Annotated in this window: 24 protein-coding genes; 12 read left to right on the forward strand and 12 right to left on the reverse strand. The window is 58.7% G+C overall.

The window, feature by feature from the left end; translation table 11 throughout:
• The first annotated feature begins 211 nt into the window (after positions 1-211).
• Together FFH21_RS27735 and FFH21_RS27740 are read left to right on the forward strand one after the other, a co-directional pair.
• Complete coding sequence (locus FFH21_RS27735) at positions 212-1,663, forward strand: sodium:alanine symporter family protein (protein ID WP_005744886.1); 1,452 nt, start codon at positions 212-214, stop codon at positions 1,661-1,663.
• 29 nt (positions 1,664-1,692) lie between these two features.
• Positions 1,693-2,697 (forward strand): asparaginase, encoded by a 1,005-nt coding sequence (locus tag FFH21_RS27740; protein WP_004659093.1) that lies wholly within the window; start codon positions 1,693-1,695, stop codon positions 2,695-2,697.
• Between the two features lie 59 nt (positions 2,698-2,756).
• Here the strand turns inward: FFH21_RS27740 and FFH21_RS27745 are convergent, their stop codons facing one another.
• The 3 genes from FFH21_RS27745 to FFH21_RS27755 form a co-directional block, all read right to left on the reverse strand.
• Complete coding sequence (locus tag FFH21_RS27745) at positions 2,757-3,644, reverse strand: bestrophin family protein (protein ID WP_004659096.1); 888 nt, start codon at positions 3,642-3,644, stop codon at positions 2,757-2,759.
• A gap of 120 nt (positions 3,645-3,764) precedes the next feature.
• Positions 3,765-4,976, reverse strand: a complete 1,212-nt coding sequence (locus tag FFH21_RS27750; RefSeq protein ID WP_004659099.1) for a YeeE/YedE family protein — start codon at positions 4,974-4,976, stop codon at positions 3,765-3,767.
• A gap of 53 nt (positions 4,977-5,029) precedes the next feature.
• Complete coding sequence (locus tag FFH21_RS27755; RefSeq protein ID WP_011169907.1) at positions 5,030-6,592, reverse strand: PLP-dependent aminotransferase family protein; 1,563 nt, start codon at positions 6,590-6,592, stop codon at positions 5,030-5,032.
• An 89-nt stretch (positions 6,593-6,681) separates the two neighbouring features.
• Here FFH21_RS27755 and FFH21_RS27760 point away from each other — a divergent pair, with 89 nt between their 5' ends.
• The 3 genes from FFH21_RS27760 to FFH21_RS27770 are packed head-to-tail and all read left to right on the forward strand — an operon-like array spanning position 6,682 to position 8,447.
• Positions 6,682-7,320 (forward strand): FMN-binding negative transcriptional regulator, encoded by a 639-nt coding sequence (locus tag FFH21_RS27760; protein WP_004667158.1) that lies wholly within the window; start codon positions 6,682-6,684, stop codon positions 7,318-7,320.
• Entirely contained in the window at positions 7,317-7,763 is a 447-nt protein-coding gene (locus FFH21_RS27765) for a GNAT family N-acetyltransferase (RefSeq protein ID WP_004659104.1), read from the forward strand. The genes FFH21_RS27760 and FFH21_RS27765 overlap by 4 nt, the downstream gene beginning before the upstream one ends.
• Before the next feature lie 15 nt (positions 7,764-7,778).
• Positions 7,779-8,447, forward strand: a complete 669-nt coding sequence (locus FFH21_RS27770) for a GNAT family N-acetyltransferase (RefSeq protein ID WP_004659106.1) — start codon at positions 7,779-7,781, stop codon at positions 8,445-8,447.
• 152 nt (positions 8,448-8,599) lie between these two features.
• Here the strand turns inward: FFH21_RS27770 and oadA are convergent, their stop codons facing one another.
• Positions 8,600-10,408, reverse strand: a complete 1,809-nt coding sequence (gene oadA, locus FFH21_RS27775) for a sodium-extruding oxaloacetate decarboxylase subunit alpha (protein WP_004667159.1) — start codon at positions 10,406-10,408, stop codon at positions 8,600-8,602.
• A gap of 11 nt (positions 10,409-10,419) precedes the next feature.
• Positions 10,420-11,835 carry an acetyl-CoA carboxylase biotin carboxylase subunit gene (locus FFH21_RS27780; RefSeq protein ID WP_002555912.1) on the reverse strand — a complete coding sequence of 472 codons (1,416 nt, stop codon included), beginning with the start codon at positions 11,833-11,835 and terminating at the stop codon, positions 10,420-10,422.
• 161 nt (positions 11,836-11,996) lie between these two features.
• Between FFH21_RS27780 and FFH21_RS27785 the strand changes: the two genes are divergently transcribed.
• On the forward strand, positions 11,997-12,947 hold the full coding sequence (locus tag FFH21_RS27785; RefSeq protein WP_041924683.1) for a LysR family transcriptional regulator: 951 nt from the start codon (positions 11,997-11,999) through the stop codon (positions 12,945-12,947).
• On the opposite strand, the gene FFH21_RS27790 is transcribed toward FFH21_RS27785, so the two are convergent.
• A complete protein-coding gene (locus FFH21_RS27790) occupies positions 12,901-13,086 on the reverse strand; it encodes a PA3496 family putative envelope integrity protein (protein ID WP_004659112.1) in 186 nt (61 codons plus the stop codon). The two genes, FFH21_RS27785 and FFH21_RS27790, sit on opposite strands and share 47 nt — an antisense overlap.
• Positions 13,087-13,227: 141 nt before the next feature.
• The gene (gene hexR, locus FFH21_RS27795) at positions 13,228-14,094 is read right to left on the reverse strand and encodes a transcriptional regulator HexR (RefSeq protein WP_002555915.1); all 867 of its coding nucleotides are present in this window, start codon (positions 14,092-14,094) and stop codon (positions 13,228-13,230) included.
• 317 nt (positions 14,095-14,411) lie between these two features.
• Between hexR and uvrD the strand changes: the two genes are divergently transcribed.
• The 3 genes from uvrD (at position 14,412) to FFH21_RS27815 (ending at position 18,360) form a co-directional block, all read left to right on the forward strand.
• The gene (gene uvrD, locus FFH21_RS27800; RefSeq protein WP_011169910.1) at positions 14,412-16,595 is read left to right on the forward strand and encodes a DNA helicase II; all 2,184 of its coding nucleotides are present in this window, start codon (positions 14,412-14,414) and stop codon (positions 16,593-16,595) included.
• A 384-nt stretch (positions 16,596-16,979) separates the two neighbouring features.
• Positions 16,980-17,822, forward strand: coding sequence for a Tim44 domain-containing protein (locus FFH21_RS27810; RefSeq protein ID WP_004659118.1), 843 nt, complete (start codon positions 16,980-16,982; stop codon positions 17,820-17,822).
• Between the two features lie 130 nt (positions 17,823-17,952).
• The gene (locus tag FFH21_RS27815; protein WP_004659120.1) at positions 17,953-18,360 is read left to right on the forward strand and encodes an SMI1/KNR4 family protein; all 408 of its coding nucleotides are present in this window, start codon (positions 17,953-17,955) and stop codon (positions 18,358-18,360) included.
• Positions 18,361-18,400: 40 nt separating this feature from the next.
• Here FFH21_RS27815 and FFH21_RS27820 read toward each other — a convergent pair whose 3' ends face one another.
• On the reverse strand, positions 18,401-20,164 hold the full coding sequence (locus tag FFH21_RS27820; RefSeq protein ID WP_011169911.1) for a cation:proton antiporter: 1,764 nt from the start codon (positions 20,162-20,164) through the stop codon (positions 18,401-18,403).
• A 290-nt stretch (positions 20,165-20,454) separates the two neighbouring features.
• Between FFH21_RS27820 and FFH21_RS27825 the strand changes: the two genes are divergently transcribed.
• Positions 20,455-20,967 carry an acyl-CoA thioesterase gene (locus tag FFH21_RS27825; protein WP_011169912.1) on the forward strand — a complete coding sequence of 171 codons (513 nt, stop codon included), beginning with the start codon at positions 20,455-20,457 and terminating at the stop codon, positions 20,965-20,967.
• A gap of 21 nt (positions 20,968-20,988) precedes the next feature.
• Here the strand turns inward: FFH21_RS27825 and pdxY are convergent, their stop codons facing one another.
• Positions 20,989-21,855 carry a pyridoxal kinase PdxY gene (gene pdxY, locus FFH21_RS27830; RefSeq protein WP_004659124.1) on the reverse strand — a complete coding sequence of 289 codons (867 nt, stop codon included), beginning with the start codon at positions 21,853-21,855 and terminating at the stop codon, positions 20,989-20,991.
• A 118-nt stretch (positions 21,856-21,973) separates the two neighbouring features.
• Between pdxY and FFH21_RS27835 the strand changes: the two genes are divergently transcribed.
• Positions 21,974-22,366 carry a DUF3301 domain-containing protein gene (locus FFH21_RS27835; RefSeq protein ID WP_004659125.1) on the forward strand — a complete coding sequence of 131 codons (393 nt, stop codon included), beginning with the start codon at positions 21,974-21,976 and terminating at the stop codon, positions 22,364-22,366.
• 109 nt (positions 22,367-22,475) lie between these two features.
• Here FFH21_RS27835 and FFH21_RS27840 read toward each other — a convergent pair whose 3' ends face one another.
• Complete coding sequence (locus FFH21_RS27840; RefSeq protein ID WP_041924890.1) at positions 22,476-23,447, reverse strand: GTP-binding protein; 972 nt, start codon at positions 23,445-23,447, stop codon at positions 22,476-22,478.
• Between the two features lie 52 nt (positions 23,448-23,499).
• Between FFH21_RS27840 and FFH21_RS27845 the strand changes: the two genes are divergently transcribed.
• Positions 23,500-23,874, forward strand: a complete 375-nt coding sequence (locus FFH21_RS27845) for a hypothetical protein (RefSeq protein ID WP_004667160.1) — start codon at positions 23,500-23,502, stop codon at positions 23,872-23,874.
• Between the two features lie 4 nt (positions 23,875-23,878).
• Here the strand turns inward: FFH21_RS27845 and FFH21_RS27850 are convergent, their stop codons facing one another.
• Together FFH21_RS27850 and zigA are read right to left on the reverse strand one after the other, a co-directional pair.
• The gene (locus FFH21_RS27850; RefSeq protein ID WP_002555926.1) at positions 23,879-24,529 is read right to left on the reverse strand and encodes a DUF1826 domain-containing protein; all 651 of its coding nucleotides are present in this window, start codon (positions 24,527-24,529) and stop codon (positions 23,879-23,881) included.
• Complete coding sequence (gene zigA / locus FFH21_RS27855; protein WP_011169914.1) at positions 24,529-25,740, reverse strand: zinc metallochaperone GTPase ZigA; 1,212 nt, start codon at positions 25,738-25,740, stop codon at positions 24,529-24,531. The genes FFH21_RS27850 and zigA overlap by 1 nt, the downstream gene beginning before the upstream one ends.
• Between the last annotated feature and the right edge of the window lie 140 nt (positions 25,741-25,880).

Below are 25,880 nucleotides of genomic sequence, written 5' to 3' on the forward strand. Positions count from 1 at the left end.
GAGTGATTCTCCAGACCCTTTTTTTTGCCTGCAGCAAAGGGCTCCGACACTGGACCCAGAGCCTTCGGCACCCCACTTTGGCGGAGTAATCCGTGGAAGTATTCATTCATCGTCGCGAATGAAGAATCAGACGTCCAAGAAAGCGACTACAGACGTAAAAACTTTGCACCGGTATAGTGCGCCCCCTCAAAAGTAGCGAGGAATAACAAAAATGCTGGAAATGATTAACGACTTTCTCTCCGGTAAGGTACTGATCGTACTTATCGTTGGCCTAGGTAGTTACTTCACGATCCGCTCGCGTTTCGTTCAGTTTCGACACTTTTTCCACATGTTCTCGGTTTTTCGCGACAGTCTGCGCAGCAGCGCGGGTCAGTTGAGTTCGTTCCAGGCCCTGATGCTCAGCCTTGCGGGCCGCGTCGGAGCAGGCAACATCGCAGGCGTCGGCATTGCCGTAACGCTGGGCGGTCCGGGCGCCGTATTCTGGATGTGGGTCACCGCACTGGTCGGCATGTCCAGCAGTTTCATCGAGTGTTCGCTCGCCCAGCTCTATAAACGCAAGGATTCCGAAGGACAGTTCCGCGGCGGTCCGGCGTTTTACATCCAGCACGGTCTGGGCAAGCGCTGGCTAGGCATGGTCATGGCCGTACTGTTGCTGGTGACCTTCGGTTTTGCCTTCAACGGCCTGCAATCCCACGCCGTGACCGACTCGCTGAAAAGCGCGTTCAACATCGACACCCGAACCACCGGCATCTGTCTGGTCGTGCTGCTGGGTCTGGCCTTCGTCGGCGGCATCAAGCGTATCGCGGCAATTTCCGACCTGCTGGTTCCAGTCAAGACCCTGATCTACATCGCGGTCACCATCTACGTCATCGTTCTGCAGATCGACCACGTTCCCGGCATGCTGATGACCATCGTCAGAAGCGCCTTCGGTCTTGACCCGGTATTCGGCGGCCTGATCGGCAGCGCTATCGTGATGGGCGTCAAGCGTGGCGTGTTCGCCAACGAAGCCGGTCTGGGCAGTGCGCCCAACGTGGCTGCCGTGGCGCATGTAGAGCACCCGGTTGCACAAGGCGTGGTTCAGGCGTTCAGCGTGTTCCTCGACACCTTCGTGATCTGCACCTGCACCGCCTTGCTGATCCTGCTGTCCGGTATCTACGACATCGGTTACGACGGCAACGGCATCGTTCTGGCGCAGAACTCGCTGGCCGCAGTGGTCGGTGACTGGGGCAGAATCTTCATCAGCGTGGCGCTAGCACTGTTCGTCTTCACCTCGATTCTCTACAACTACTACCTGGGTGAAAACAGCCTGCGGTTCCTGTTTGGCGAGAAGATCCAGACCATCATCATCTACCGTATCGCGGTGCTGGTACTGATCATGTGGGGTGCCGTCGTCGACCTGAAAGATGTATTGGCGTTCGCCGACATCACCATGACCATGCTGGCGTTCGTTAACCTGATCGCACTCGCCATGCTGTTCAAAGTCGTCAAGCGCATTCTGAACGACTACGATTCGCAGCGTCGGGCTGGCATCAAGACGCCGGTGTTCGATTCCAGCCAGTTCCCTGATCTGGACCTGGATCGCAACGCATGGCCAGCCAATCCGACCCGTCAGTCGACACAGGACGCCGAAGCGGCCGCCAAGCCTGTACCCGAAGCACGATAACCAACGCGACCTTACGCCGGAGAACAACCATGACTGATCATGCACATAAACCCGCTCAGAGCGTCATGGTTCTTTACACCGGCGGCACCATCGGCATGCAGGCCAGCGCCAACGGCCTGGCACCCGCCTCGGGTTTCGAGGCGCGGATGGCCGGGCAACTGGCCGAGCACCCGGAACTGCGGGTGCCGCAGTGGCGCTTTCGCGAGATGTCGCCGCTGATCGACAGCGCCAACATGACCCCTTCCTACTGGTTGCGCCTGCGTGAGGCGGTGATCGAGGCGGTGGAGGTCGATGGCTGCGATGCTGTTCTGGTGCTGCATGGCACCGACACCCTGGCGTACAGCGCAGCGGCGATGAGCTTCCAGTTGCTGGGGTTCAGCGCACCGGTGCTGTTCACCGGCTCTATGCTGCCTGCCGGCGTGCAGGACAGCGATGCCTGGGAAAACGTCAACGGTGCCCTGCTGGCGCTGGGTTCGGGTCTGGTGTCAGGCGTTCAGCTGTATTTCCACGGGCAACTGATGACGCCTGTGCGCTGCGCGAAAATTCGCAGCTTCGGTCGTCAACCGTTCGCACCGCTGCAACGCTCGCGTGGCGGTCATGCGGTGGTTTCGCTGCCCGATGCACTGAACTACCGGCAGGCGAAGACGCTTGCAGAGGTCGCCGTGTTGCCGCTGTTTCCCGGCGTCGGCGCAGCTCAGCTGGACGGTCTGATCAACAGCGGTATTCGGGGTCTGGTGCTTGAGTGCTTCGGCAGCGGCACCGGGCCAAGTGATGATCCGCAGTTTCTGGCCAGCCTGGAAAATGCACGAGCGCTTGGTATCTGCGTGGTGGCGATTACCCAGTGCCACGAAGGTGGTGTCGAGCTGGATGTCTACGAAGCGGGGAGCCGTCTGCGCGGTGCAGGCGTGCTCTCCGGTGGCGGCATGACCCGTGAGGCAGCGCTTGGCAAACTGCATGCACTGCTGGGGGCAAGCTTGACGACCGAGGAAGTCAGGCGGCTGGTCGAATTGGACCTGTGTGGCGAGCTGCGTTAAGCCACCGCAATCTCTGCGTTATCCGAGGCGTTCTGCACACGCGCAACGCCTCACCCTCTTTACGAAGCCTTGCTTTCTTCCTGCGCGCCCCTGAGCATCGAATCCAGATTACGCTCGATGTTTTCGCACAATGCCGTCATCTGAATCTCATGTTCGCTGGCACGGAACGGGCTCTGCAGGTCGGTGCCGATCTTTTCGATGGCTAACAGCATGAAACCCACTACGGTTGATGCCAACGGCGTGAACCAGCCCAGGGTCTCCACCAGGCCAATCGGTACGATCAGGCAGAACAGTGTGATGAACAGACGCGGAAAAGCGACGTACGGATAAGGCAATGGTGTGTTGGCAATACGCTCCATACCGCCCTGGCAATTGGAGATGTCCACCATGGTCGACTCAAGACGCGCCAGACGAATGCTGTCCAGTCGCCCCGCCTGATACTCCTTGGCCAACAGCGCAGCCGACGTATTGAGCAGGTCGTTGGGAAAGTTGTTGGTGTCGTGACGACGTTCGAATTCCTCGCGAGGAATCAGCATCTGAACCTCATCACCACATTTGGCGCCCTTCAGGTGCGCGGACAGGCATTTCACGTAGGCAACATGGCGACGCAACAGCGTGGCCTTGACCGGGTTGATCCCGTCGTCATCCTCGACCAGCGTCAACACCTGCCGAGCGAAGCTGCGCGAACTATTGACCAGCGCGCCCCACAACGTTCGTGCTTCCCACCAGCGGTTGTAGGCGCTGGAATTACGAAAGCTGGTGAGGACCACAAGTGCCGAGCCCAGCAGGGTCAACGGCATGGAAGGCAACGTGATCTTGCGCTCCAGATACAGCATGAAGTCGACCGTGACGATCACATCCCAAATCAACAACCAGAAAAGCGACCAACCCACGTAACCGATGGTCTTGCCGAGAAAACGGATTTTCGAAATGATCGTTTGCTGCAAAAGAACTACCCCATCGAAAAATAAGCGAATCGCAGGCTGACATCTGCCGCATGGCCTTTGAATGCCAAACCGGCAGATGGTTCGCAAACGACCCGCTTTATCTTGGGGTTACAGACTTCCTCAGCAGCCAGTCAGCGCCACTTGCGGGCGTTCGCCAGCAAAGAAAATCGGCCTTAAGCGCACGCCGATCACGTTACCGGCGTAGGCTGCAACCAGCCATAGCCAGCCGTGCAGGCTACCCGAGGCAATACCGCTGAAGTACGCGCCGATGTTGCAGCCGTAGGCCAGTCGAGAGCCATAACCCAGCAGCAACCCGCCGATGACCGCAGCAACCAGCGAGCGCGTGGGAATGTCCAGGCTCGGCGCAAAACGGCCGGCCAGCCCTGCCGCCAGCAAGGCACCGAGCATGATGCCGATGTCCATCACACTGGTGACGTCTTCCCACACCGGAGCCGCCAACGCCTTGGCATTCGCCGCGCTCTGCCAGAACACCCAGCTGCCGACGTCCACACCCAGACCACTGGCTACCTTCGCGCCCCATAGCGCAAACGCCGAGGTGATGCCCCACGGACGACCCGCCAGCGCCAGTGTTGCGTAATTGAGCAGCGCCAGCGCGACAGCGCCCCAGACCAGAACCCATGGCCCGCGCAGCACCCGGCTCAACCCACGATGGTCAGTGGTAACCGGCGTTTCAAGCTGTCCATGACGCCGCTTTTCGAGCTTCACGGTTATGAAAGCGATCAAGGCGAACAGAGCGAGATTCACGATCAGCGCAGGCAATACGCCGAAGGTCTTGACCACCGAAACTGCCGGGAACGAAGGCAGGGCAAACCACCAGTCGACGTGATGGGTCGCAATCAACGAACCGAGGATGAAAAACAGCAGCGTCACCAGCATGCGTGCATTGCCGCCACCTGCGGTGAACAACGTACCGGACGCACAGCCACCGCCCAGTTGCATGCCGATACCGAAGATGAACGCCCCCACGACGACCGAAATTCCGACCGGCGCAACCAGTCCGGTAACGGGCTGACCGAACAGCGTGCCAGCACCCAGCGCAGGGAAAAACAGCACCACAGCCACCGCCAGCATGACCATTTGCGCCCGCAAACCCGCACCGCGCCGCTCACGGATAAACACCCGCCACGCCGAGGTGAAGCCGAATGCCGCGTGATACAGCGTCACGCCCAGCGCTGCACCGACGATCCACAGCATTACCTGGCGGGTGCCGACACTGAGCAGCAGAAACTGGGCGCCCATCAGCAGCAGGAACAGCGCAGCCAGCGGCGCGCCGAACTTGCGTCCGGGTGTTGCAGTAAGAGAGTTGTTCATGGGTATCTCAGGACAAGTAACAGAAAGTGCAGATTATACGCCTGCCAGCTGGACTACTCGGACCAGGCCTTGCGCAGCCTGTTCAATGCATCGGCAATCTCGACCTCGGGCACGGCGGCGAAACCCAAAACCAGCCCGGCGCGGTTATCCACAGGCTCACTGGAGTCGGGCAGCCAGTAATCACTCAAGGCATTCATCTCGACGCCAACGCTACCAGCCTTGGCAATCAGTGCCTGCTCACGCGCGACACTGTCTACCTTGACCATCACATGCAGCCCTGCAACCACCCTGGGCATTGCAGCGCACCCTGCTATGTCGGCAGGCCAGTTATCCAGCAGCGCATTGCGACGACTCAGCGCCGCGCGACGCATACGACGGATGTGTCTTTGGAAATGCCCCGACGCAATGAATTGCGCCATGACCGCCTGCACGCCAATCTCGGTATGGCGCATGTCTACCGCCTTGCGCTGGCTGAACGGGCGGACAAGTTGCTCAGGCAGAACCAGATACCCCAGGCGCAGCGCCGGAAAGGCGACTTTTCCGAATGTGCCGACATAGAGCACTCGACCACTCTGCTCCAACGCAGCCAACGGGGCCAATGGCGAACCGCTGTACCGATACTCCCCATCGTAATCGTCCTCGACAATCCAGCTCTGGTGCCTCTCGGCCCAGGCCAGTAACTCCAGGCGCCGTGCCAGGCTCATGACTACGCCAGTCGGGTACTGATGCGAAGGGGTCACGTACGCCAATCTGCAATCGGCCTGCTCAAGATCAGCGCAACGCATGCCCTCGTTATCCACAGGCACGCCGTGCAATCGCGCACCTGCCAGTGCAAACGCATGACCCGCCGCGCGATAGCCTGGATTTTCCATAGCAACGCCATCGCCCGGCGTCAAAAGCAACTGTGCACAAAGGCTGATTGCATGTTGCGCGCCGCTGGTGATCACAATTTGCTCAGCCGTGCAATGCAGCCCACGCGATGAACGAAGATAAACGGCAATCAACTCACGCAGCCGCGAATCTCCCGCAGCGGTGCCGTAACCCAGTTGAACAAGGTCCGGCTTGCGCCAAAAGGCCGCATACAGCTTGCCCCACAAGGCAAACGGAAAAAGATCGAAGGCTGGAACGCCTACCCGAAAAGCCCGCGGCCTACCCGTCGGCGGCTCGTGCAAATGATGCTTTTCGAGCAGCACGCGTGTCGGGCTGTGGATAACTTCGCCGGAACAATTCGACGGCATTTCCGCCGCAATTGTGGACAAACCTGTGTGTAAACCTGTGGATACACCTGTGGGTAAGTTGGTGGATAGTTTTTTACGGCTCTGCCGTCGAGGCGCAGCGCTTCGTTCAGACAGCTGCGCAACATACGTACCGTCGCCAACGCGCCCTTCAATAAAACCCTCGGCATACAGCTGGTCATAGGCCCGTATGACGCTGTTACGGGAGATGCCCAGTGAATGCGCCAAATCGCGACTGGCGGGCAGACGCATGCCGCCACTCAAGCGCCCATCCAGCACTTGCTGGCGCAAAATCTCGTAGAGCTGCTTGCTCAAGCCGTGATTCGGGTCCAGCTCAATGCCGGTAAGCGTGGGTGGAAACGCGACAGGGGCGATGGGCATGAATTGGTCCCATGAAAATTATAAAAAATGGATCTTACATCAGACCAATACCTTGCCTACGATCGTTTCATCAGCCAAGGAACATGACCATGTACATACCTGCTGCCTTCAAGGAAAACGACACGCTCAGCCTGCACGAGCAGATGGATCAAACTCGCCTGGCTATTCTTGTCACACAGGGTGAAGAAGGATTGCACGCGACTCACTTGCCGCTGCTGTTGCGCCGCGATGAAGGTCCGCACGGCACGCTTTACGGGCATCTGGCCAGAGCCAACCCACAGTGGCAGCAGTTGAACTCAGGTGTCGAGGCGCTGGTGATTTTTCCCGGCGGCGATGCCTATGTGAGCCCGTCTTTCTACCCGAGCAAGGCAGAACACGGCAAGGTTGTACCTACCTGGAATTATCTGGCCGTGCATGCCTATGGGCAGGCCACGGTTTTTACCGATGCAGCGCAACTGCACCAATTGCTGGCTGACCTGACCCATCGCCATGAATCCAGCCGCCCGCAACCCTGGTCAATCGAGGATGCACCTGCGGACTACATTGCAAAAATGCTGGGAGCGATTGCAGGGTTTGCAATTCCCGTGCAGCGGCTGCAAGGCAAACGCAAACTCAGCCAGAACCGCAGCGCTTCGGACATGGCCGGTGTACGCGACGGCCTCGCAGCAAGCGAGAATGCAAACGACCAGCAAATCGCTCGTTTGATGAGCGCAGGGAGAACGTTTTGACCGATGTCCGGATTCGCGTCGTTACTGTCAACGACCATAAAGCCTGGCTGCCGCTATGGCAGGCCTATCTGCGCTTCTACAATACCGAGCTGGCCGAAGGCGTCAGCGACGTCACCTGGCAACGCCTTGTGGATTCGCACGAGCCGACCCACTCGGCGCTGGCCTGGCTGGATGGCGAAGCGGTGGGCATGGTGAACTTCATCTACCATCGCTCCAACTGGAGCATCAACAATGCCTGTTACCTGCAGGACCTGATTGTCGCGCCCGAACAACGCGGAACAGGCATTGGCAGGCAGCTGATCGAGTTTGTTTACGCCACGGCCAAGGCAGACGGTTGCGACAAGGTGCATTGGCTGACCCACGAAACCAACGCCACGGCCATTCAGTTGTACGAAAGGATTGCCGAACGGCCTGGCCTTATACAATTTCGCAAAGCGCTCTGAAACAGGAAGTGATTGATGTCCGACACTCTGCTGGACTGGCAAGCCGCTGCATTGCCCACAACCAACACACTGACAGGCCGTTTCATTCGCCTGGAAAAACTCGATGCCACACGTCACGCCGATGACTTGTGGGCTGCGCTTCAGGGCCCGAATGCCGACCCGAAACTGTGGGATTACCTCCCTTACGGGCCTTTTATCGAGCGCAGTGCCTTTGATGCATGGCTGTCCGGGCATCAGGTCGCGTCCGACCCATGGTTTTATACGGTCGTCGATCAGCAGACCGGTAAAGCCGAAGGTGTCATCAGCCTGATGTCGATCGTCGCCGCCCACGGGCGTATCGAAATAGGTCATGTCACTTTCAGCGCGGCCATGCAACGAACCCCCAAAGGCACCGAAGCCATTTACCTGCTGGCCAGGGAAGCATTCACGCTGGGCTATCGCCGCCTGGAATGGAAGTGCAACGCCAACAACGCCCGTTCCAAACGCGCAGCCCAACGTTTCGGCTTCAGCTACGAAGGCGCCTTCCGCCAGCACATGGTAGTCAAGGGCCAGAGCAGGGACACAGCGTGGTACTCGATACTCGACAGCGAATGGCCTGAATTGCAGAAGGCCTTTGAATGCTGGCTGGCTGTGGATAACTTCGCGGACGGGCAGCAGATCAAAGGGCTTGAGGCGTTTCGCTGATCCTGAGGACGCAGAGCGTCGAGAACGGCATTCCCACGCCGGAGCGTGCGCAACGATAGCGGTGACAACCGGGCCCGCCTGCACAGAATAAAAAAAGGGAAGCCACGAGTGCTTCCCTGAGGTAAATCGTTGAATTATCTGTATGTGCCCGGTCAGCCTTCGATCTCGACCAGAACCTCACCCGGATTGACGCGGTCGCCCTTGGCAACGTGAATCGCCACAACCTTGCCCGCGACCGACGCCTGGACCTCGGTTTCCATCTTCATGGCTTCGGTGATCAATACCGCCTGCCCTGCTTTGACCATATCGCCTTCCTTGACCAGCACATCGACGATATTGCCCGGCATGGTGGTGCTGACGTGGCCCGGTGCATGAGCCTGCTTGCGTTTGCTGGCACCGCCGCCGACAAATTCGTTGAGCGGTTCGAACACCACTTCTTCCGGCATGCCATCGATGGACAGGTAGAAGTGGCGCTTGCCCTCGGCCTTGACGCCCACGCCGGTGATGTCGACCCGATAGGTTTCGCCGTGCACATCAATCACGAACTCGGTCGGCACGCCCTCGCCGCCCGCTCTGGCCACGCTTCCGGCTTCGGGAATCGGCAGCAGCGCTTCCGGCGTCAGCGTTCCAGCTGCACGCTCTTCAAGAAACTTGCGGCCGATGTCCGGGAACATGGCAAACGTCAGCACGTCCTCTTCGGATTTGGCCAGTGCGCCGATATCGGCACGCAGCTTGGTCATCTCCGGCCTGAGCAGATCGGCCGGGCGAACATCTATCAGTTCTTCATTGCCAATGGCCTGACGACGCAGCTTTTCATCCACCGGCCCCGGCGCCTTGCCATAACCGCCCTGTAGATAAAGCTTCACTTCATTGGTGATGGTCTTGTAGCGCTCGCCAGCCAGCACATTGAAGAACGCCTGAGTACCGACGATCTGTGAGGTCGGCGTTACCAGCGGTGGATAACCGAGGTCTTTGCGCACGCGCGGAATTTCAGCCAGCACTTCGCCCATGCGATTGAGCGCGCCCTGCTCCTTGAGCTGATTGGCCAGGTTGGAAATCATCCCGCCAGGCACCTGATTGACCTGCACACGGGTATCGACCGCCGTGAATTCGCTTTCGAACTGGTGATACTTCTTACGCACCGCGTAGAAATACAGACCAATTTCCTGCAACAGCTCCAGGTCCAGCCCGGTGTCGAACTCGCTGCCCTTGAGCGCCGCAACCATCGACTCTGTGCCCGGATGACTGGTGCCCCAGGCAAAGCTGGAGATCGCCGTATCAATATGATCCGCGCCGCTTTCAATGGCCTTGAGCTGGCACATGGCAGCCAGGCCTGCGGTGTCGTGGGAGTGAATGAACACCGGTAGCGACTGTTCGGCTTTCAGCGCCTTGACCAGTTCACCCGTTGCATAGGGAGTCAGCAGACCGGCCATGTCCTTGATCGCCACCGAATCGCAGCCCATCGCTTCCATCTGCCGGGCCTGTGCGACGAACGCTTCGATGGTGTGCACCGGGCTGGTGGTGTAAGCGATGGTGCCCTGCGCATGCTTGCCCGCAGCTTTTACCGCTTCGATGGCAACGCGCAGGTTACGCACATCGTTCATGGCATCGAAAATACGGAACACATCGATACCATTCACCGCCGCCTTGGCGACGAACGCCTTGACCACGTCATCGCTGTAATGCCGATAGCCCAGCAGGTTCTGGCCGCGCAGGAGCATTTGCAACCGGGTATTGGGCAAGGCCGCGCGCAGTTGACGCAAGCGCTCCCACGGATCTTCCTTGAGAAAACGCACGCAGGCATCGAAGGTCGCGCCGCCCCAGACTTCCAGCGACCAGTAACCGACCTTGTCGAGCTTGTCGCAGATCGGCAGCATGTCCTCGGTACGCATGCGGGTCGCCAGCAATGATTGGTGAGCGTCACGCAGGATGGTGTCGGTTACGAAAATCTTCTTGGACATTTCACTATTCCTTACAGACCGGCGTGTGCGGCAATGGCGGCGGCGATGGCCAGAGCCAGCTCTTCGGGTTTGCGCTTGATCGAATAATTGGTCAGCTCGGGGTGGCTCTCGACAAAGCTGGTGTTGAATTCACCGCTGCGAAATTCCGGGTTACGCAGAATTTCCTGGTAATAGGCAGCCGTGGTCTTCACTCCTTGCAGGCGCATGTCATCCAGCGCACGCAGGCCACGGTCCATCGCCTCCTCCCAGGTCAGCGCCCAGACGATCAGCTTCAGGCACATCGAGTCGTAAAACGGCGGAATGGTGTAGCCGGTGTAAATCGCCGTATCGGTGCGCACGCCTGGTCCTCCGGGCGCGTAATAGCGGGTGATCTTGCCGAAACTGGGCAGGAAATTGTTCTTCGGGTCTTCGGCGTTGATCCGGAATTGCAGGGCAAAACCGCGGTGAATGATGTCTTCCTGCTTGATCGACAGCGGCAGGCCGGACGCAATACGGATCTGCTCGCGAACAATATCGATGCCGGTGATTTCTTCGGTGATGGTGTGCTCGACCTGAACCCGGGTATTCATTTCCATGAAGTACACCTCGCCCTCGGCGAGCAAAAACTCCACGGTCCCTGCGTTCTCGTAACCGACAGCCTTGGCCGCACGCACCGACAGATCACCGATATAAGCACGCTGCTCGGGAGTCAGTTGCGGGCTGGGGGCGATTTCGATGAGCTTCTGGTTACGGCGCTGAATCGAGCAGTCGCGTTCGAACAGATGCACTACATTGCCGAAGCTGTCACCCAGAATCTGCGCTTCGATGTGCTTGGGATTGACGATGCACTTCTCGAGAAACACTTCCGCCGAGCCAAAGGCCTTGGTTGCTTCGGAAATCACCCGGGGAAAGGCCTGCTCGAGTTCTTCGCGGCTGTTGCAACGGCGTATGCCGCGCCCGCCGCCCCCGGAGGTGGCCTTGAGCATTACCGGGTAACCAATACGCTCGCCTTCGACCAGCGCCTCGTCGATGTCCGCGACGTTGCCTTCGGTGCCGGGCGTAACCGGCACACCGGCCTTGATCATGCTGCGCCGCGCTTCGGTCTTGTCGCCCATGCGACGAATCACTTCTGCGGACGGACCGATAAACTTAATGCCACGTTCAGCACAGATGTCGGCCAGCTCGGCGTTCTCCGACAGAAAGCCATAACCGGGATGCAGCGCATCGCAGCCCGTCTCTACCGCCAGATTCACCAGCTTGCGCGGGTTCAGGTAACCGGCCAACGGTTCGGCACCAATGCTATAGGCTTCGTCAGCACGTTTGACATGCAGGGCATGCCGGTCAGCGTCGGAAAAGATCGCGACCGAGCGAATACCCATCTCGGCGCAGGCACGCACGATCCGGACGGCAATCTCCCCGCGGTTGGCGATCAGAATTTTTGTTATCACTGGCGTTTTCCTCGACCCGTTTTTGTAACAGGGCATGTGACTGAATGCCGCAGGGACACCCTATGCCGAATCAAGGATTAACAAAAATGAGTAAAAGTTGGGACATGCATAAGCAAAAGCTTATAGTTGAAGCTTCTTGTCGTCCCAGGAAGCTTTTATAAATGCGTAAGTCATTGATGCGTATGACATTGCGTCAGCTGCGTATTTTCAATGAAGTATGTGATCTGCGCTCATACAGCCGTGCAGCCGAAGAGATGTCTCTGACGCAGCCTGCCGTCAGCCTGCAGATTCGCCAGCTTGAAGAGCTGATCGGCCAGCCGCTGTTCGAATACGTCAGCAAAAAGCTCTACCTGACTGAGGCGGCGCAGGCACTGCAACTGGCCAGCCGGGATATTTTCGGACGCCTGGAAAGTCTCGACATGCAGCTTTCGGACATGCAGGGCTCGCTGCAAGGCCAGTTGAAGCTGGCGATTGAATCCAGCTGCAAGTATCTCATCCCTCACCTTTTCGCTGCATTCAAACGCCAGCACCCGGAAGTTAGCCTGAGCCTGATGGTTGTCAATCGTGCACAGATAATCAGGCGATTATCGGACAACCGCGATGATCTTGTAGTGATGTCAGCGGTTCCGCTGGATATGGGTCTGGAGTTTCTACCCTTTCTCAACAACCCGATTGTCGCCGTAGCACCACCCGACCACCCGCTGAGCAGCCATGCGACGCTGAACTTGAAAGACCTGGAGCCCTGGCCGTTGCTGACCCGGGAAACGGGGTCAGGTACACGCCGGGCCTGCGAGGAGTACTTCAAAGAGAAACGCGTGCATTTCACGCAGACGCTGGAGGTGTCTTCCAGCGAGGCGCAACGTGAATGCGTGGTCGCCGGACTGGGCCTGGCGATGCTGACACGGCATGCGGTCTGCCAGGAACTCGCCACCGGTGCTCTCGTGGAGCTACCCGTGGCGGAGCTGCCGCTGTATCGAAGCTGGTGCGTGGCTCAGGCCCGAGACAAACGCCTTTCACCCGTGGCACATGCCTTTCTTGCGTTCATCCGCACCGAACGTGCGCAGATCAACCAGCTTGTCGAGCGTTTCGACGGTCGACCGCGGGCAACTTGATAGTCTGCCATACAGCGTTGTCAATACCATCCATGTAGTCACACAGCTCCTGATTAAGCTGACGCGCTTCACTGTAGCTCTCAATAGCCCGACGAAACTCCATGCGGCGCTGGTCTTCCTGCTGGCGGCGGGTTTTCACGGTGCTGGTAGGTAAATCATCGTAATGCCGAGCCATATCCTGTCTCCCAATACGTTTTGTGGGAGCACCAGAATGGAGCGCGGCAGTGACAATCAGGCGGCATGCAGATGACAGATCGATGAATTTCGCTCGGTTGAGCGATCAGTCTTCGTGAGTCTTTATCGACTTCGGCGACAGACGCAAGCCGCGCAGGCTGCGCTTGACGCTCTTGAGGTGATTGACCAGGCTCGGGCCGCGGGCCATTGCCACGCCCATCGCCAGCACATCGATCACCACCAGGTGCGCGATACGGGACGTCAGCGGCGTGTAGATTTCGGTGTCTTCATGTACATCGATGGCCAGATTGACCGATGACAGCTCGGCCAGCGGCGTCTGACTTGGGCACAAGGTAATCAGCGTCGCGCCGCTCTCGCGGACCAGATTTGCGGTGATCAGCAAGTCCTTTGAGCGCCCCGACTGGGAAATGCATACCGCGACGTCTGTCGGCTTGAGCGTGACCGCCGACATCGCCTGCATGTGCGGGTCGGAATACGCTGCCGCGGTCAGCAGCAAACGAAAGAACTTGTGCTGCGCATCGGCAGCCACTGCACCGGAAGCGCCAAACCCATAAAATTCGACCCGATTGGCCCCAGCCATGGCCGTGACTGCCATCTGTAAAGCATGGGGGTCGAGGTTTTCGCGCACTTCCATCAGCGTGTGCAGGGTAGTGTCGAAAATCTTCAGGCTGTAGTCAGCAACCGAATCGTCTTCGTGAATCGCGAACTGGCCGAAACTCGCACCCGCCGCCAGACTCTGCGCCAGCTTGAGCTTGAGGTCCTGAAACCCGGTGCACCCAATGGCGCGGCAGAACCGCACGATGGTCGGCTCACTGATGCCGACGCTGTGCGCCAGATCCGCCATGGAACTGTGCATCACAGCCGCAGGGTCAAGCAGCACATGATCGGCAACCTTGAGCTCCGATTTGCGCAGCAAATTACGTGACTGGGCGATGTGTTGCAGCAGATTCAAGGGGCAGACTCGGCAAAAGGAAGATGGGCTGGGTTGTAGCTTTCTTGTAGTTATACTACATGACCTGCAAACCGCCCAGTTAAACGACGCTGAAACCTGTTACACGGGCCCTGAATGGGTGAATCGAAAAAAATTGTGGGAATAATCCTACATTAAGCGGAATCCTGCGCCTGGCCTGCGAATGGCCAATCTTCAAGGTCGACTGACCGCGCTCGACCCTGCAACGCTCGACGACCGGTCGTCAGCACCCGGTCATTTTTATTGCCTGACGCAAAGCATGGTTTGCCCGGCATGACGCAGCACCCTAGAATGCGCGGATGCGCGATGATCTCTCTCTTCTTCTGAATTCCCTCAACGATGCCCAACGTCAGGCCGTAGCCGCCTCATTGGGTCGTCAGTTGGTCCTGGCTGGTGCTGGCTCCGGCAAAACCCGTGTGCTGGTGCATCGCATCGCATGGCTGATGCAGGTTGAGCAAGCCTCCCCGCATTCGGTTCTGTCGGTGACGTTCACCAACAAGGCTGCCGCCGAAATGCGCCACCGTATCGAGCAGCTGATGGGCATCAGCCCTGCTGGCATGTGGGTGGGCACCTTCCACGGTCTGGCCCACCGCCTGCTGCGAGCGCACTGGCAGGAAGCCGGGCTGGTGCAGACCTTCCAGATTCTCGACAGCGATGACCAGCAGCGCTTGGTAAAACGCGTGATGCGCGAGCTGGGCCTGGATGAGCAACGCTGGCCTGCACGTCAGGCCCAGTGGTTCATCAACGGCCAGAAAGATGAAGGCCTGCGCCCGAAACATATTCAGGCCAGCGGCGATCTGTTCCTGACCACCATGAAAAGTGTCTACGAAGCCTACGAGGTCGCCTGTCAGCGGGCTGGCGTCATCGACTTCTCCGAACTGCTGCTGCGCGCACTCGACCTGTGGCGCGATAATCCGGGTTTGCTCGCGCATTATCAGCGTCGTTTCCGCCATGTATTGGTGGATGAATTCCAGGACACCAACGCCGTGCAATACGCGTGGCTGCGTCTGCTCGCTCAGGGCGGCGACAGCCTGATGGTGGTCGGCGATGACGATCAGTCCATTTACGGCTGGCGTGGCGCGAAGATCGAGAACATCCACCAGTATTCGTCTGACTTCCCGGACACCGAAGTCATCCGTCTGGAGCAGAATTACCGCTCCACAGCGAGCATTCTCAAGGCTGCCAACGGCTTGATCGTCAATAACAGCGGCCGCCTGGGCAAGGAGTTGTGGACTGACGTCGGCGATGGCGAGCTGATCAACCTGTATGCCGCTTTCAACGAACACGATGAGGCGCGCTATGTGGTCGAGACCATCGAAAGCGCGCTGAAAACCGGCATCTCGCGCAACGACATCGCCATTCTGTACCGTTCCAACGCCCAGTCGCGGGTGCTGGAAGAAGCCCTGCTGCGCGAACGTATTCCATACCGCATTTACGGCGGGCAGCGCTTCTTCGAACGTGCCGAAATCAAGAACGCGATGGCGTATATGCGCTTGCTGGAAGGTCGTGGCAACGATGCAGCGCTGGAGCGGGTGATCAACGTTCCGGCTCGCGGCATCGGCGAAAAAACCGTCGAAGCGATTCGCGAGCATGCGCGTCATGCCGACGTCTCCATGTGGGAAGCCATGCGCCTGCTGGTCGCCAACAAGGGCCTGACCGGCCGCGCCGCCACGGCCCTGGGCGGGTTCATCGAGCTGATCGAGAACCTGTCGGCGAAGGCCATGGAGATGCCGCTGCACCTGATGACCCAGACGGTTATCGAGCAGTCCGGGCTGATCACCTATCACGAGCAGGAAAAAGGCGAGAAAGGCCAGGCGCGGGTAGAAAACCTTGAGGAACTGGTCAGCGCGGCCCGTGCTTTCGAGAATCACGAAAGCGAAGAAGACCTGACGCCACTTGCAGCGTTTTTGGGGCATGCCTCACTGGAGGCCGGCGACACCCAGGCGCAGGAGCATGAAGACAGCATTCAGCTGATGACCCTGCACAGCGCCAAGGGCCTGGAGTTTCCGCATGTGTTCCTGGTGGGCATGGAGGAAGGGCTGTTCCCGCACAAGATGAGTCTGGAAGAGCCGGGGCGCCTGGAAGAAGAGCGACGTCTGGCTTATGTCGGCATCACCCGCGCCATGAAACAGCTGGTGATGACCTACGCCGAAACGCGTCGTCTGTACGGCAGCGAAACCTACAACAAGGTCTCGCGTTTCGTACGCGAGATTCCGCCGGCGCTGATCCAGGAAGTGCGCCTGTCCAACAGCGTGAGTCGCCCGTTCGGTGGCACTCCGAAGTTCAACAGCAGCAGCCTGTTCAACGGCACCGGCATTCCGGAAACCGAGTTCGCCATGGGCCAGCGCGTACAGCATGCGGTGTTCGGCGAAGGCGTGATCCTCAACTTCGAGGGCGCTGGCGCTCAGGCACGGGTGCAAGTCAACTTCGCCGAAGGCAGCAAGTGGCTGATGATGGGCTATGCGAAGCTGGTGCCGTTGTAGCGCTCAGGGGTTGGGCGCGGTGCCAGTTCTTGTTCCCGCGCTCGGCGTCATGCATTAGTCCGCTTTTGATTCTGGCCGCAGGCCGTGGGAGCGAGATTGCTCGCGAAGGCGCTGTTTCAGTCGATGCATTTTCGGCGATTATAAAGACCTTTTCGCGAACAAGTTCGCTCCCACGCCCTTCGGGCAGAAGCACAGGGGCCATTTATTCCGGGCGTTCCAAGACCTGTGTATAACCTCGGTGCGTGGGGCTAATCACAAGTCTTACGAAGCGCGCTGAAAAGTCCTACGCTATTTATGTAAAAGTCCGAAACACTAACGCGCTGGTCATGTAGTCATCTGCTGTGCAACATGGCGCGCGTGCAATCACAAAACGGGAATACCCTTATGCAACGTTTTTTAAGCATCGCGATGGCGCTGTGCATCGGGCTCACCATGAGCCTGGATGTGAACGCCGCGCGTTTCGGTGGCGGCAAGAGCATGGGCTCCGCGCCTACGCATCAGGCACGCCAGACCGCACCCTCCACTCCGGCGGCTGCACCTAACGCTGCTGGCCGTCCTGCTCCTGCGGCAAGCGGTGCCTCGCGCTGGCTGGGCCCATTGGCCGGTATCGCTGCCGGTGGCCTGCTCGCGTCGATGTTCATGGGTGACGGCTTCAATGGCCTGCAACTGTTCGACATCCTGATCATGGGCCTCATCGCCTTCCTGATCTTCCGCTTCATTGCGCGTCGTCGTCAGCAGCAACAGCCGAAAATGGCTGCTGCCGGTGCACCGTACCAGCGTGAAAGCAGCCAGCCTGCGCAGAACCCGATCTTCGGCAGTTCCTCACCGGCCTCCGCTGCGCCAGTGATCAACGCCCCGGCCTGGTTCAACGAAGAGCGCTTTCTGGAAGCCGCTCGTGGCCACTTCCAGTCGCTGCAGCAGCACTGGGACGCCAACGAAATGGACAAGATCGCCGAGTTCGTTACCCCGCAAATGCTGCAGTTCCTGAAAAAGGAACGTGCGGACCTGGGCGATGGCTTTCAGTCGACCTACATCGACAACCTCCAGGTTCAACTGGACGGTGTGGATGATCGCGCCGACAAGACCATCGCTACCCTGACCTTCTCGGGCGTGTCCAAGTCGTCGCGCTTCGACCAGGGCGAAGTGTTCAGCGAAAGCTGGAATATGGAGCGCCCACAGGGTGATAACCAGCCGTGGCTGGTAGCAGGAATTCGCCAGAACGGTTGAACCAGATTCCTTTCTCGCGTTCAGAACCCCGGACATGTCCGGGGTTTTTGCTTATCCGTTCGGATAGTTATTTTGAGAAAGGCTTTACGCTACTGTATAACCCGCGCCATCAAGTGAGAGGATCTGTGTCGTGGAAGAAGTCATCGAACAACTGCGTGAAGCAAACGAACCGGTCCCGGTTCCGCTTGAGCTGCCAGACGAAGACCAACTGGTCGAAATTGAAGAACAACTGTTCATCAATATTCCGTTCGTCTTCAAAGAGTTTCTCCTGACGGTCAGCGATGTGGTGTACGGCAGCCTTGAGCCCGTCACCGTGACCGATCCGCAGTCGCACACCTATTTGCCGGACGTGGCCGCCACGGCCTGGGATCTGGGCGTGCCGCGCGAGCTGATTCCGATCTGCCAGGACGGCGACGACTACTACTGCGTCGAGGAAGACGGCACGGTCGTGCTGTGGTCCGCCGAAGAGGAACTGGTCACCGAGGAAAGCTGGGAGTCAGTCTGGCACTGGGCTCGGGATGTCTGGCTGGAAAGCTGAGACACCCCGTTTGGTAAAGACTGTAAGGTAATCGCCGGGCTCAATGCCCGGACGATTCCTGATTATTGCCCAGCGTCTCCAGCAGCGCGATCTGCATCCGCGTATGCACGCGGATCAGCCAGCGCCAGAGCAGCGCCGCAACCAGAGCGGCAATCAGGGCGATGACCAGCAGCAATTCGTTGGCAGGCAGAATGCTTGCCGACAATGCTGCCAACATCACGAAAATCACCACCAGCGACAACAGCGGAATCACTTCCGCCACGACCTTGCGCACCCGCACGGTATGTCGGCCCGCCATCTCGGGTTTGACGCCCATCTCCGCCAGCAGCATCGACAGTGCCTTGAGCTTGCGATACGCCGCAATCAGAAACGGCAGCGACAGCAGCAACGCCGCGCCGCAGATCCAGGCTTTCTGGTGACTGACATCGGCCACCCATTCGTCCATGTATCCGCCAAGACGCTCGGCAAAGTAACCACCGCTGAAGAAAATCGCCATTACCAGCGCCAGATTGACCCCGACCTGTAGCAGAATCCTCCGGATCATTCCGGCAAGCACTGCACTTTGCCCTTGTGGCTGAATGCTGCGCAGCCATTCACCGTACATGCCGAACACCCGCGCAACCCGCCGGGGCATTATCGACGCCAGCTTGAGTGACAGCGGATCAGCACCGCGAATCAGATAGGGCGTCAGCAAAGTAGTAATGGCTGATACCGCCACTGCCACCGGGTAGAGAAAGTCGCTGGTGACCTGCAGGGTCATGCCCAGCGCCGCGATGATGAAGGAGAACTCGCCAATTTGTGACAGCCCCATCCCCACGCGCAATGAGGTGCGACCGTCATTGCCGGCGATAAACGCCCCAAGGCCGCAAGACAGCATTTTGCCCAGCACCACAGCGACAGTGATGACTGCAATCGGCCAGGCATATTCCAGCAGGATTTTCGGGTCGATCATCAAACCGATGGCGACAAAAAAGATTGCACTGAACATGTCGCGAACCGGTTCTATCAATCGCTCGATTTTCAGCAGCTCACGCGACTCGGCCATGATAGCGCCGATCAGGAACGCGCCCAGCACCATGCTGTATTCCAGCTTGACCACCAGCAGACAGAAGCCGAAACACAGGCCCAGCACGGTAATCAACAGCATTTCATTGCTTTCGAACCTGGCGACATAAGACAGCAAACGGGGCACCAGCAGAATCCCGATCACCAGCGCTACGATCATGAACAGCGACAATTTGCCGACCGTGGAAAACACTTCCCCCGAACTGACGGAGCCGCTGACTGCGATGCCGGACAACAGCGCAATAATGCCGATGCCGAGAATGTCTTCGACGATCAGCACACCGAAGATCAACTGGGCAAAATGCTGGTTCTTCATCTTCAGGTCGTTGAGCGCCTTGACGATGATGGTGGTGGAAGAGATCGCCAGAATCGCGCCGAGAAACAGCGAGTCCATGGTTTTCCAGCCAAAGAACTGGCCGATCTCGTAGCCGATCCAGATCATCAGGGCAATTTCCAGGAAAGCCGCGATGAACGCCGTCGCGCCGACCTTGAACAACTTGCGCAGGCTGAATTCCAGCCCCAGGCAGAACATCAGGAAAATCACTCCCAGCTCGGCCAGAATCTTGATGGTGTCCTCATCGTGAATCAGGCTGACCGGTGGTGTATGCGGACCGATAATGAAGCCCGCCACGATATAACCGAGCACCACTGGCTGCCTGAGACGGTGAAAAAGGATGGTCACCACGCCGGCCACCAGCATGATTACTGCCAGGTCCTGAATGAAATTGATGGCATGCATGGGGGTACGGCTCCTTGTGGGTGATGACTCCCAAAACCGCTGGCGCTGTTCTTGCAACAGCGTCGGCGGGTAATTGCGCCATCAAAATCGGATGAAAGCGTAGGAAAATTCCCGATCCACGGGTTTTTGCAGGTTAACACCGCCCCCTTCGACATAAAGCCGGTGCAATATATGGAAACAGATAGTTATGACGCGTGACGGCCGCCTGCTGGCCAGCGTCCCGATAACTGCAAGCCCCATTGAGCGCCAGCATAGGCGCCCCTTGAACACCTTGACCGTGTGAGTACGCTATGGAACCCGGAAACGCCCAGCTGTCGATGACTGTATTGATGACCCCGGACATGGCCAACTTCTCTGGCAATGTACACGGCGGTACGTTGCTCAAGTACCTGGACGAAGTGGCCTACGCGTGTGCCAGCCGCTACGCCGGACGCTATGTGGTAACGCTGTCGGTGGACCAGGTGATTTTTCGCGAGCCGGTGCATGTCGGCGAACTGGTGACCTTCCTTGCGTCGGTCAATTACACCGGCAACACGTCCATGGAGGTGGGCATCAAGGTGGTCACCGAAAACATCCGCGAGCGCTCGGTACGCCATTCCAACAGCTGCTTTTTCACCATGGTTGCCGTGGACGACAATCGCAAACCCGCCAGCGTACCGCCTCTGGAACCGGAAACCCCGGAAGGCAAGCGTCGTTTCATTCAGGCGCAACAACGCCGCCAGATTCGTCAGGAACTGGAAAAGCGTTATCAGGACATCAAGGAAGAAGCCTTGCAAGGGACAGGCTCAGACATGGATGCCTGAGCCCTCGGTTGCATCTGAAGGTTACAGACGCACAGCGTCGAACTTCACCCGTGGGTGCGCGATGCGATCCTGAGCGCGCACCAGTTCCAGCTCGTAACTGCCGCAAGCCTGCGTTTCCAGCAACACTTCGTGGACTGCCGCTGCGGTGAATTCGAACGCTGCGACCAGATCGTCGCCCAATAAAATGCGTGACAGAAACAACCCGGACGTCAGATCCCCCACACCGACCGGCTGGCGTGGAAATGCCAATAGCGGGCGGCGCAGGTGCCAGCTTGCCTCGGCGGTCACCAACAGCATTTCAAAGCCGTCGGCAGCCTTGCCGGGGTAATCAAGGTGTTTGACGACAACCGCTTTGGGGCCACGCGCCAACAAAGCCCGCGCCATCGCCAGGCAGTCGGCCAGCGATTCGGGCTTGCGGCCAGAGAAGCTGTCCAGCTCCAGTTGATTGGGGCACATGAAATCAGCCATGGCCGCAGCCTCTTGCAGCAGGAAGTCGCTGACTTCAGGCGCAACGATGCAGCCTTTTTCAGGATGGCCCATCACCGGGTCGCACAGGTACAGCGCCTTCGGATTGGCAGCCTTGATGCGCGCCACGCCGGTCAGAATCGCCCTGCCCTGCGCCGCACTGCCCAGATACCCGGACAGCACGGCATCACAGTTGCCCAGTTCGCCGATGGCGGCTATCCCCTCGATCAGCGCGGGAATCTGCTGCGGGGCCAGCACTTCGCCTGTCCACTGCTTGTATTGCGTGTGGTTGGAAAACTGAACCGTATTGAGCGGCCAGACATTGACCCCGATACGCTGCATCGGGAACACCGCTGCGCTGTTGCCGGCGTGGCCGAATACCACATGGGACTGGATAGCGAGCAAGTGAGGCGTACGTTTCATTGGGGGCGGAATCCTGAACACGATGCAAATGCAATAATGAGAAATATAAGTTGCGCAGTATGGCTGTAAATCACTCAGGGCAGTTAAGCTGGTAACTCCTACGCTGGAGCACTCCGTCATGCTGACCCTGGGAAACATCTTCGTGCTGATGCTGTTCGCAAGTGCTGCGGCCTGGTGGTGGCACGCCCATGGTCTGCGAGAGAAAGCGCTGGCGCGCGTCAAGCAGCATTGTGCACGCCTTGAGCTGCAACTGCTGGACGACGCCGTTGCCCTGCGCCGCCTGACCTTTGCCCTCGACGCTCAGGGTCGCAAGCGCCTGGCCCGCGTGTATGGCTTCGAGTTCACGGTGACCGGCGAGCAGCGTCACCCTGGCACGATCACCATGTTCGGCGCGCACACTGCGCAAATCGAACTGGCACCCTACCCGTTTGAAATCAAGACGCCACCACCCAGCGCTGAAATTATTCAAATGAGCGAGTGGCGTCAATCGCATCAGAAATGGAAGCAGTAGCGGCTGGTTAAATGCAAATCGTTGTGGGAGCGAGCTTGCCCGCGAAGAGGGCGTCAAAGCCCCCGAAAAGAGGGCGTTTGAAGGGTCGCCTTCGCGAGCAAGCGGCGCATCACGCCAGACACTCCACCATCTGCGCCTGCAACTTATCCACATCCTGATCGGTGGAAAAGATCAATTCCAGACGTGAATCCTGACGCCATTCGCTGATTTGCCAGGCCAGCGGAGCACCGTCGACCACATTCCCGGAATACCAGCCGCCTTCGCTGTGGATAACCATCTTTGCCCGCCGCCACTCAATGCTTTCCAGCCAGTACAGAATGCACTGCAGGTCGAAGCGCTGCGAGGGATGCCAGCGCCAGCCGATGCTCCAGCTTTCAGCACTGGTCTGAATCAGGCAGATCGGTACCTTCGGGTCGACCCATAGCGCAGGCAACTGGCCAACTCTGTTGGGCAGCATCAACTTATCCACAGCCTGTTTATCCACAATGGCAGCGGCGTTGAACCCCGGTATCTGGCTCGGGTGCAGCTCCCCGTATCGGGTCCAGATCAAAGCGTGCGGCAGCAACTGTTCGGCCAATGCCAAGCGAGAGACTTCATCCAGTTGCTCGGACTTGTTCATGACCACAAGCCCTGCATCCGCCAGTGCTTCCTGTTGAGTGCTCGGCAACGGTTGTCCGGCGAGCATTGCTTGCGCGTCCAGCACCACCACGCCGGGCTGAACATTCAGGACGCCGCGCCAGGGCGCCTCGCGCAATTGCGCCATGAGTTGAGCAGGATGACCCAACCCCGAAGGCTCGATCAGCAGACGATCAGGCCGGGCCTTGCGCAACAACCGCCCCAGACCGATCTGGAACGGCACGCCATTGACGCAACACAGGCAGCCGCCAGCCACTTCGCCAAGTGCGATACCATCGGCATCCGTGGTCAGCAGGGCGGCATCCAGACCGATCTGCCCGAACTCATTGATTAACACGGCCCAGCGTTCATGGGCGGGTTTCTGCGCCAGCAGGCGTTTGATCAGGCTGGTCTTGCCGGCGCCCAGCGGGCCACCGATGACATGCGTCGGTATGTTTTGCAGCATGGGATCACTTTTGACGAATGCGTGGGTCATTGAAGAGCAAGGAAGGGTAATGATGCAAGTGATGTGGCTGCCCGTCCGCCTGGCACTGACGCTGCTGGCGGTGAGTTCGGGTACGGCGTGGGCCGAGGCGTGTCTGGTCCACAGCCAAGCCGAAAGGCTGGATGTGAAAGTCTGCCAGGAAAATATCAATATCCCGGCAGACCTGTTCCACGACAGCTTCTGCAAGCCACAACTGGCCGGGCAGAAGACCGAAACGACCTACTCGCAACAGTGCCCGGCAGGTGCCTTCGGTGTCTGTCGCAATGCGCAGGTCGCCAATCTGCCGTATCGCGAGCACATTCACTATTACGGGGTCGCCCGTGACGCGCTGTACCTCAAGCCCTTCTGTGAAGGCCAGAGCAAGGGGCAATGGGTAACGCCTGAATAAAGCTTCAGTCCAGCCAGTCCAGCGTCAGAATCAACCTGCGCTCGTTACGCAGCAGTTGCGGCGAGCGATGGATCAAACCGAAGCCTTCGTTACCGTGCCAGCGTTCACCCTTGAGCAACGCCACTTCCCCGCTGTTGATCTGCTGGATGTCGGCGGCATTGGTGGGCTCGGCATCGAGGCGACCGAGTTGTTTGCGGTCCATGACGTCTTCATGCAGCCACTGGCTACCCACCCCGCCGTAAGTGGTGATGAGGCGCACCGGCACATGGTCGACATGGAAACGCGGGCACATGGCTTTATCGAGCACCCGCAGGCGCAGGCCAACGCACTCGGCACCCAGCAGACAGGCATAAGCGCTGACCAGCCAGGAAACGTCGGCAATGAAACCCTGATATCCCTGCAAATCGGAATATCCCCGAGCCAGCGTGGTCAGGTCAGGCTCGACTTCACCCCCCCTTACTTGCAGGGGCATGGACTCGGCAAGGGGCTCGCCCATCGACAGCAACAAGGCACCGAAATCTTCGATGTGCGCAGGCAGCTGACGCTGCCAGACCGCAAGGTTGACGTCATCCTGGAGGATCTCGCTCAATACCTCAGGCGTGCCGCCGTGTGCCTGACGAACGGCGTTCTTGTCATTCAAACGATAGGCCAGCATCAGGCAGCCACCTCTTCTTCGTACCAGTCGCCAAAAGGATCGGCCAGCGTGCGCCAGCGCTCGACACCCGCCTCCATTTCCGCATCAGTGAGCAGGCAGTTATCCAGCTCGGCGGTCAGCCGTTCAAAATCGATGTTCTGACCGATGAACACCAGTTCCTGACGGCAGTCACCGGTTTCAGTCGACCAGTTCTCCAGAATGGATTTGACGCTTTCTCTGTCCTCTGGCCAGCTTTCACGGTTCACGAAGCGCCACCAGCGTCCGGCAAAACCTTGGCGCATCAAGCCGCCCGCCTGCGACCAGCTACCTGCATCCTTGTATTTGCTGGCCAGCCAGAAGAAGCCTTTGGAGCGCAGCAGTTTGCCATTGGTCCATGGGCGATTGATGAAATTGAAAAAACGCTCCGGATGGAACGGGCGCCGGGCACGATAGGCAGTTGATGCTATGCCGTACTCTTCGGTTTCCGGCGTGTGTTCGCCGCGCATTTCCTTGAGCCAGCCCGGGGCCTGAGACGCGCGCTGGAAGTCAAAACGCCCGGTGTTGAGAATCGTCGCCAACGGCACCTGGCCCATCACCATCGGCACAATCTCGGCTTCGGGGTTGAGGCGCTTCAGGATCGCCATCAGCTCTTCGCGCTCACTGGAGCTAATCAGGTCGATCTTGCTGAGCAGGATGACGTCGGCAAATTCGATCTGCTCGATCAGCAGGTCGGTAATCGAGCGGTCATCGTCCTCACCCAGGCTTTCACCGCGTGTGGACAAGCCGTCCGCCGCTTCGTAGTCGAGCAGAAAATTCACGCCATCGACGACGGTGACCATGGTGTCCAGACGCGCCAGATCCATCAGGCTTTTGCCAGCTTCGTCACGAAAAGTGAAGGTCTCGGCCACTGGCAGTGGTTCGGAGATTCCAGTGGATTCGATCAATAAATAGTCAAAACGACCGTCCTGAGCAAGACGACTGACCTCTTCGAGCAAGTCCTCGCGCAAGGTGCAGCAGATGCAGCCATTGCTCATCTCGATCAGCTTTTCTTCGGCACGGTTCAGGCTGACATCGCGCTGAACTTCGCTGCCATCGATATTGATCTCACTCATATCGTTGACTATTACGGCAACCCGCAGGTTTTCACGATTGCGCAGCACATAATTGAGTAAAGTGCTTTTACCGGCCCCTAGAAAACCGGACAGAACGGTAACGGGTAGAAGATTTGCCATCAGGATTCTCCAGGCAGCTGCAAGGCTTGAACCTTGTTCATGTCGGCTGCAACGAATCCCTCAGGCAGCCGGCTCTAATCACACTGAGATGCTATAGTATAACAACACATAATAGCTACGGCGTTGGTGAAGGGATCTTC

Source organism: Pseudomonas sp. KBS0707, assembly GCF_005937945.2.
GTDB lineage: Bacteria > Pseudomonadota > Gammaproteobacteria > Pseudomonadales > Pseudomonadaceae > Aquipseudomonas > Aquipseudomonas amygdali.

Excerpts from the sequence above, each read along its gene's own strand:
- FFH21_RS27735 (WP_005744886.1), top strand. The coding sequence starts at position 212 with ATGCTGGAAATGATTAACGACTTTCTCTCCGGTAAGGTACTGATCGTA.
- FFH21_RS27740 (WP_004659093.1), top strand. The coding sequence starts at position 1,693 with ATGACTGATCATGCACATAAACCCGCTCAGAGCGTCATGGTTCTTTAC.
- FFH21_RS27750 (WP_004659099.1), bottom strand. The coding sequence starts at position 4,976 with ATGAACAACTCTCTTACTGCAACACCCGGACGCAAGTTCGGCGCGCCG.
- FFH21_RS27755 (WP_011169907.1), bottom strand. The coding sequence starts at position 6,592 with ATGCCCATCGCCCCTGTCGCGTTTCCACCCACGCTTACCGGCATTGAG.
- FFH21_RS27760 (WP_004667158.1), top strand. The coding sequence starts at position 6,682 with ATGTACATACCTGCTGCCTTCAAGGAAAACGACACGCTCAGCCTGCAC.
- FFH21_RS27770 (WP_004659106.1), top strand. The coding sequence starts at position 7,779 with ATGTCCGACACTCTGCTGGACTGGCAAGCCGCTGCATTGCCCACAACC.
- oadA (WP_004667159.1), bottom strand. The coding sequence starts at position 10,408 with ATGTCCAAGAAGATTTTCGTAACCGACACCATCCTGCGTGACGCTCAC.
- FFH21_RS27785 (WP_041924683.1), top strand. The coding sequence starts at position 11,997 with ATGCGTAAGTCATTGATGCGTATGACATTGCGTCAGCTGCGTATTTTC.
- uvrD (WP_011169910.1), top strand. The coding sequence starts at position 14,412 with ATGCGCGATGATCTCTCTCTTCTTCTGAATTCCCTCAACGATGCCCAA.
- FFH21_RS27810 (WP_004659118.1), top strand. The coding sequence starts at position 16,980 with ATGCAACGTTTTTTAAGCATCGCGATGGCGCTGTGCATCGGGCTCACC.
- FFH21_RS27820 (WP_011169911.1), bottom strand. The coding sequence starts at position 20,164 with ATGCATGCCATCAATTTCATTCAGGACCTGGCAGTAATCATGCTGGTG.
- FFH21_RS27825 (WP_011169912.1), top strand. The coding sequence starts at position 20,455 with ATGGAACCCGGAAACGCCCAGCTGTCGATGACTGTATTGATGACCCCG.
- pdxY (WP_004659124.1), bottom strand. The coding sequence starts at position 21,855 with ATGAAACGTACGCCTCACTTGCTCGCTATCCAGTCCCATGTGGTATTC.
- FFH21_RS27835 (WP_004659125.1), top strand. The coding sequence starts at position 21,974 with ATGCTGACCCTGGGAAACATCTTCGTGCTGATGCTGTTCGCAAGTGCT.
- FFH21_RS27840 (WP_041924890.1), bottom strand. The coding sequence starts at position 23,447 with ATGCTGCAAAACATACCGACGCATGTCATCGGTGGCCCGCTGGGCGCC.
- FFH21_RS27845 (WP_004667160.1), top strand. The coding sequence starts at position 23,500 with ATGCAAGTGATGTGGCTGCCCGTCCGCCTGGCACTGACGCTGCTGGCG.
- FFH21_RS27850 (WP_002555926.1), bottom strand. The coding sequence starts at position 24,529 with ATGCTGGCCTATCGTTTGAATGACAAGAACGCCGTTCGTCAGGCACAC.
- zigA (WP_011169914.1), bottom strand. The coding sequence starts at position 25,740 with ATGGCAAATCTTCTACCCGTTACCGTTCTGTCCGGTTTTCTAGGGGCC.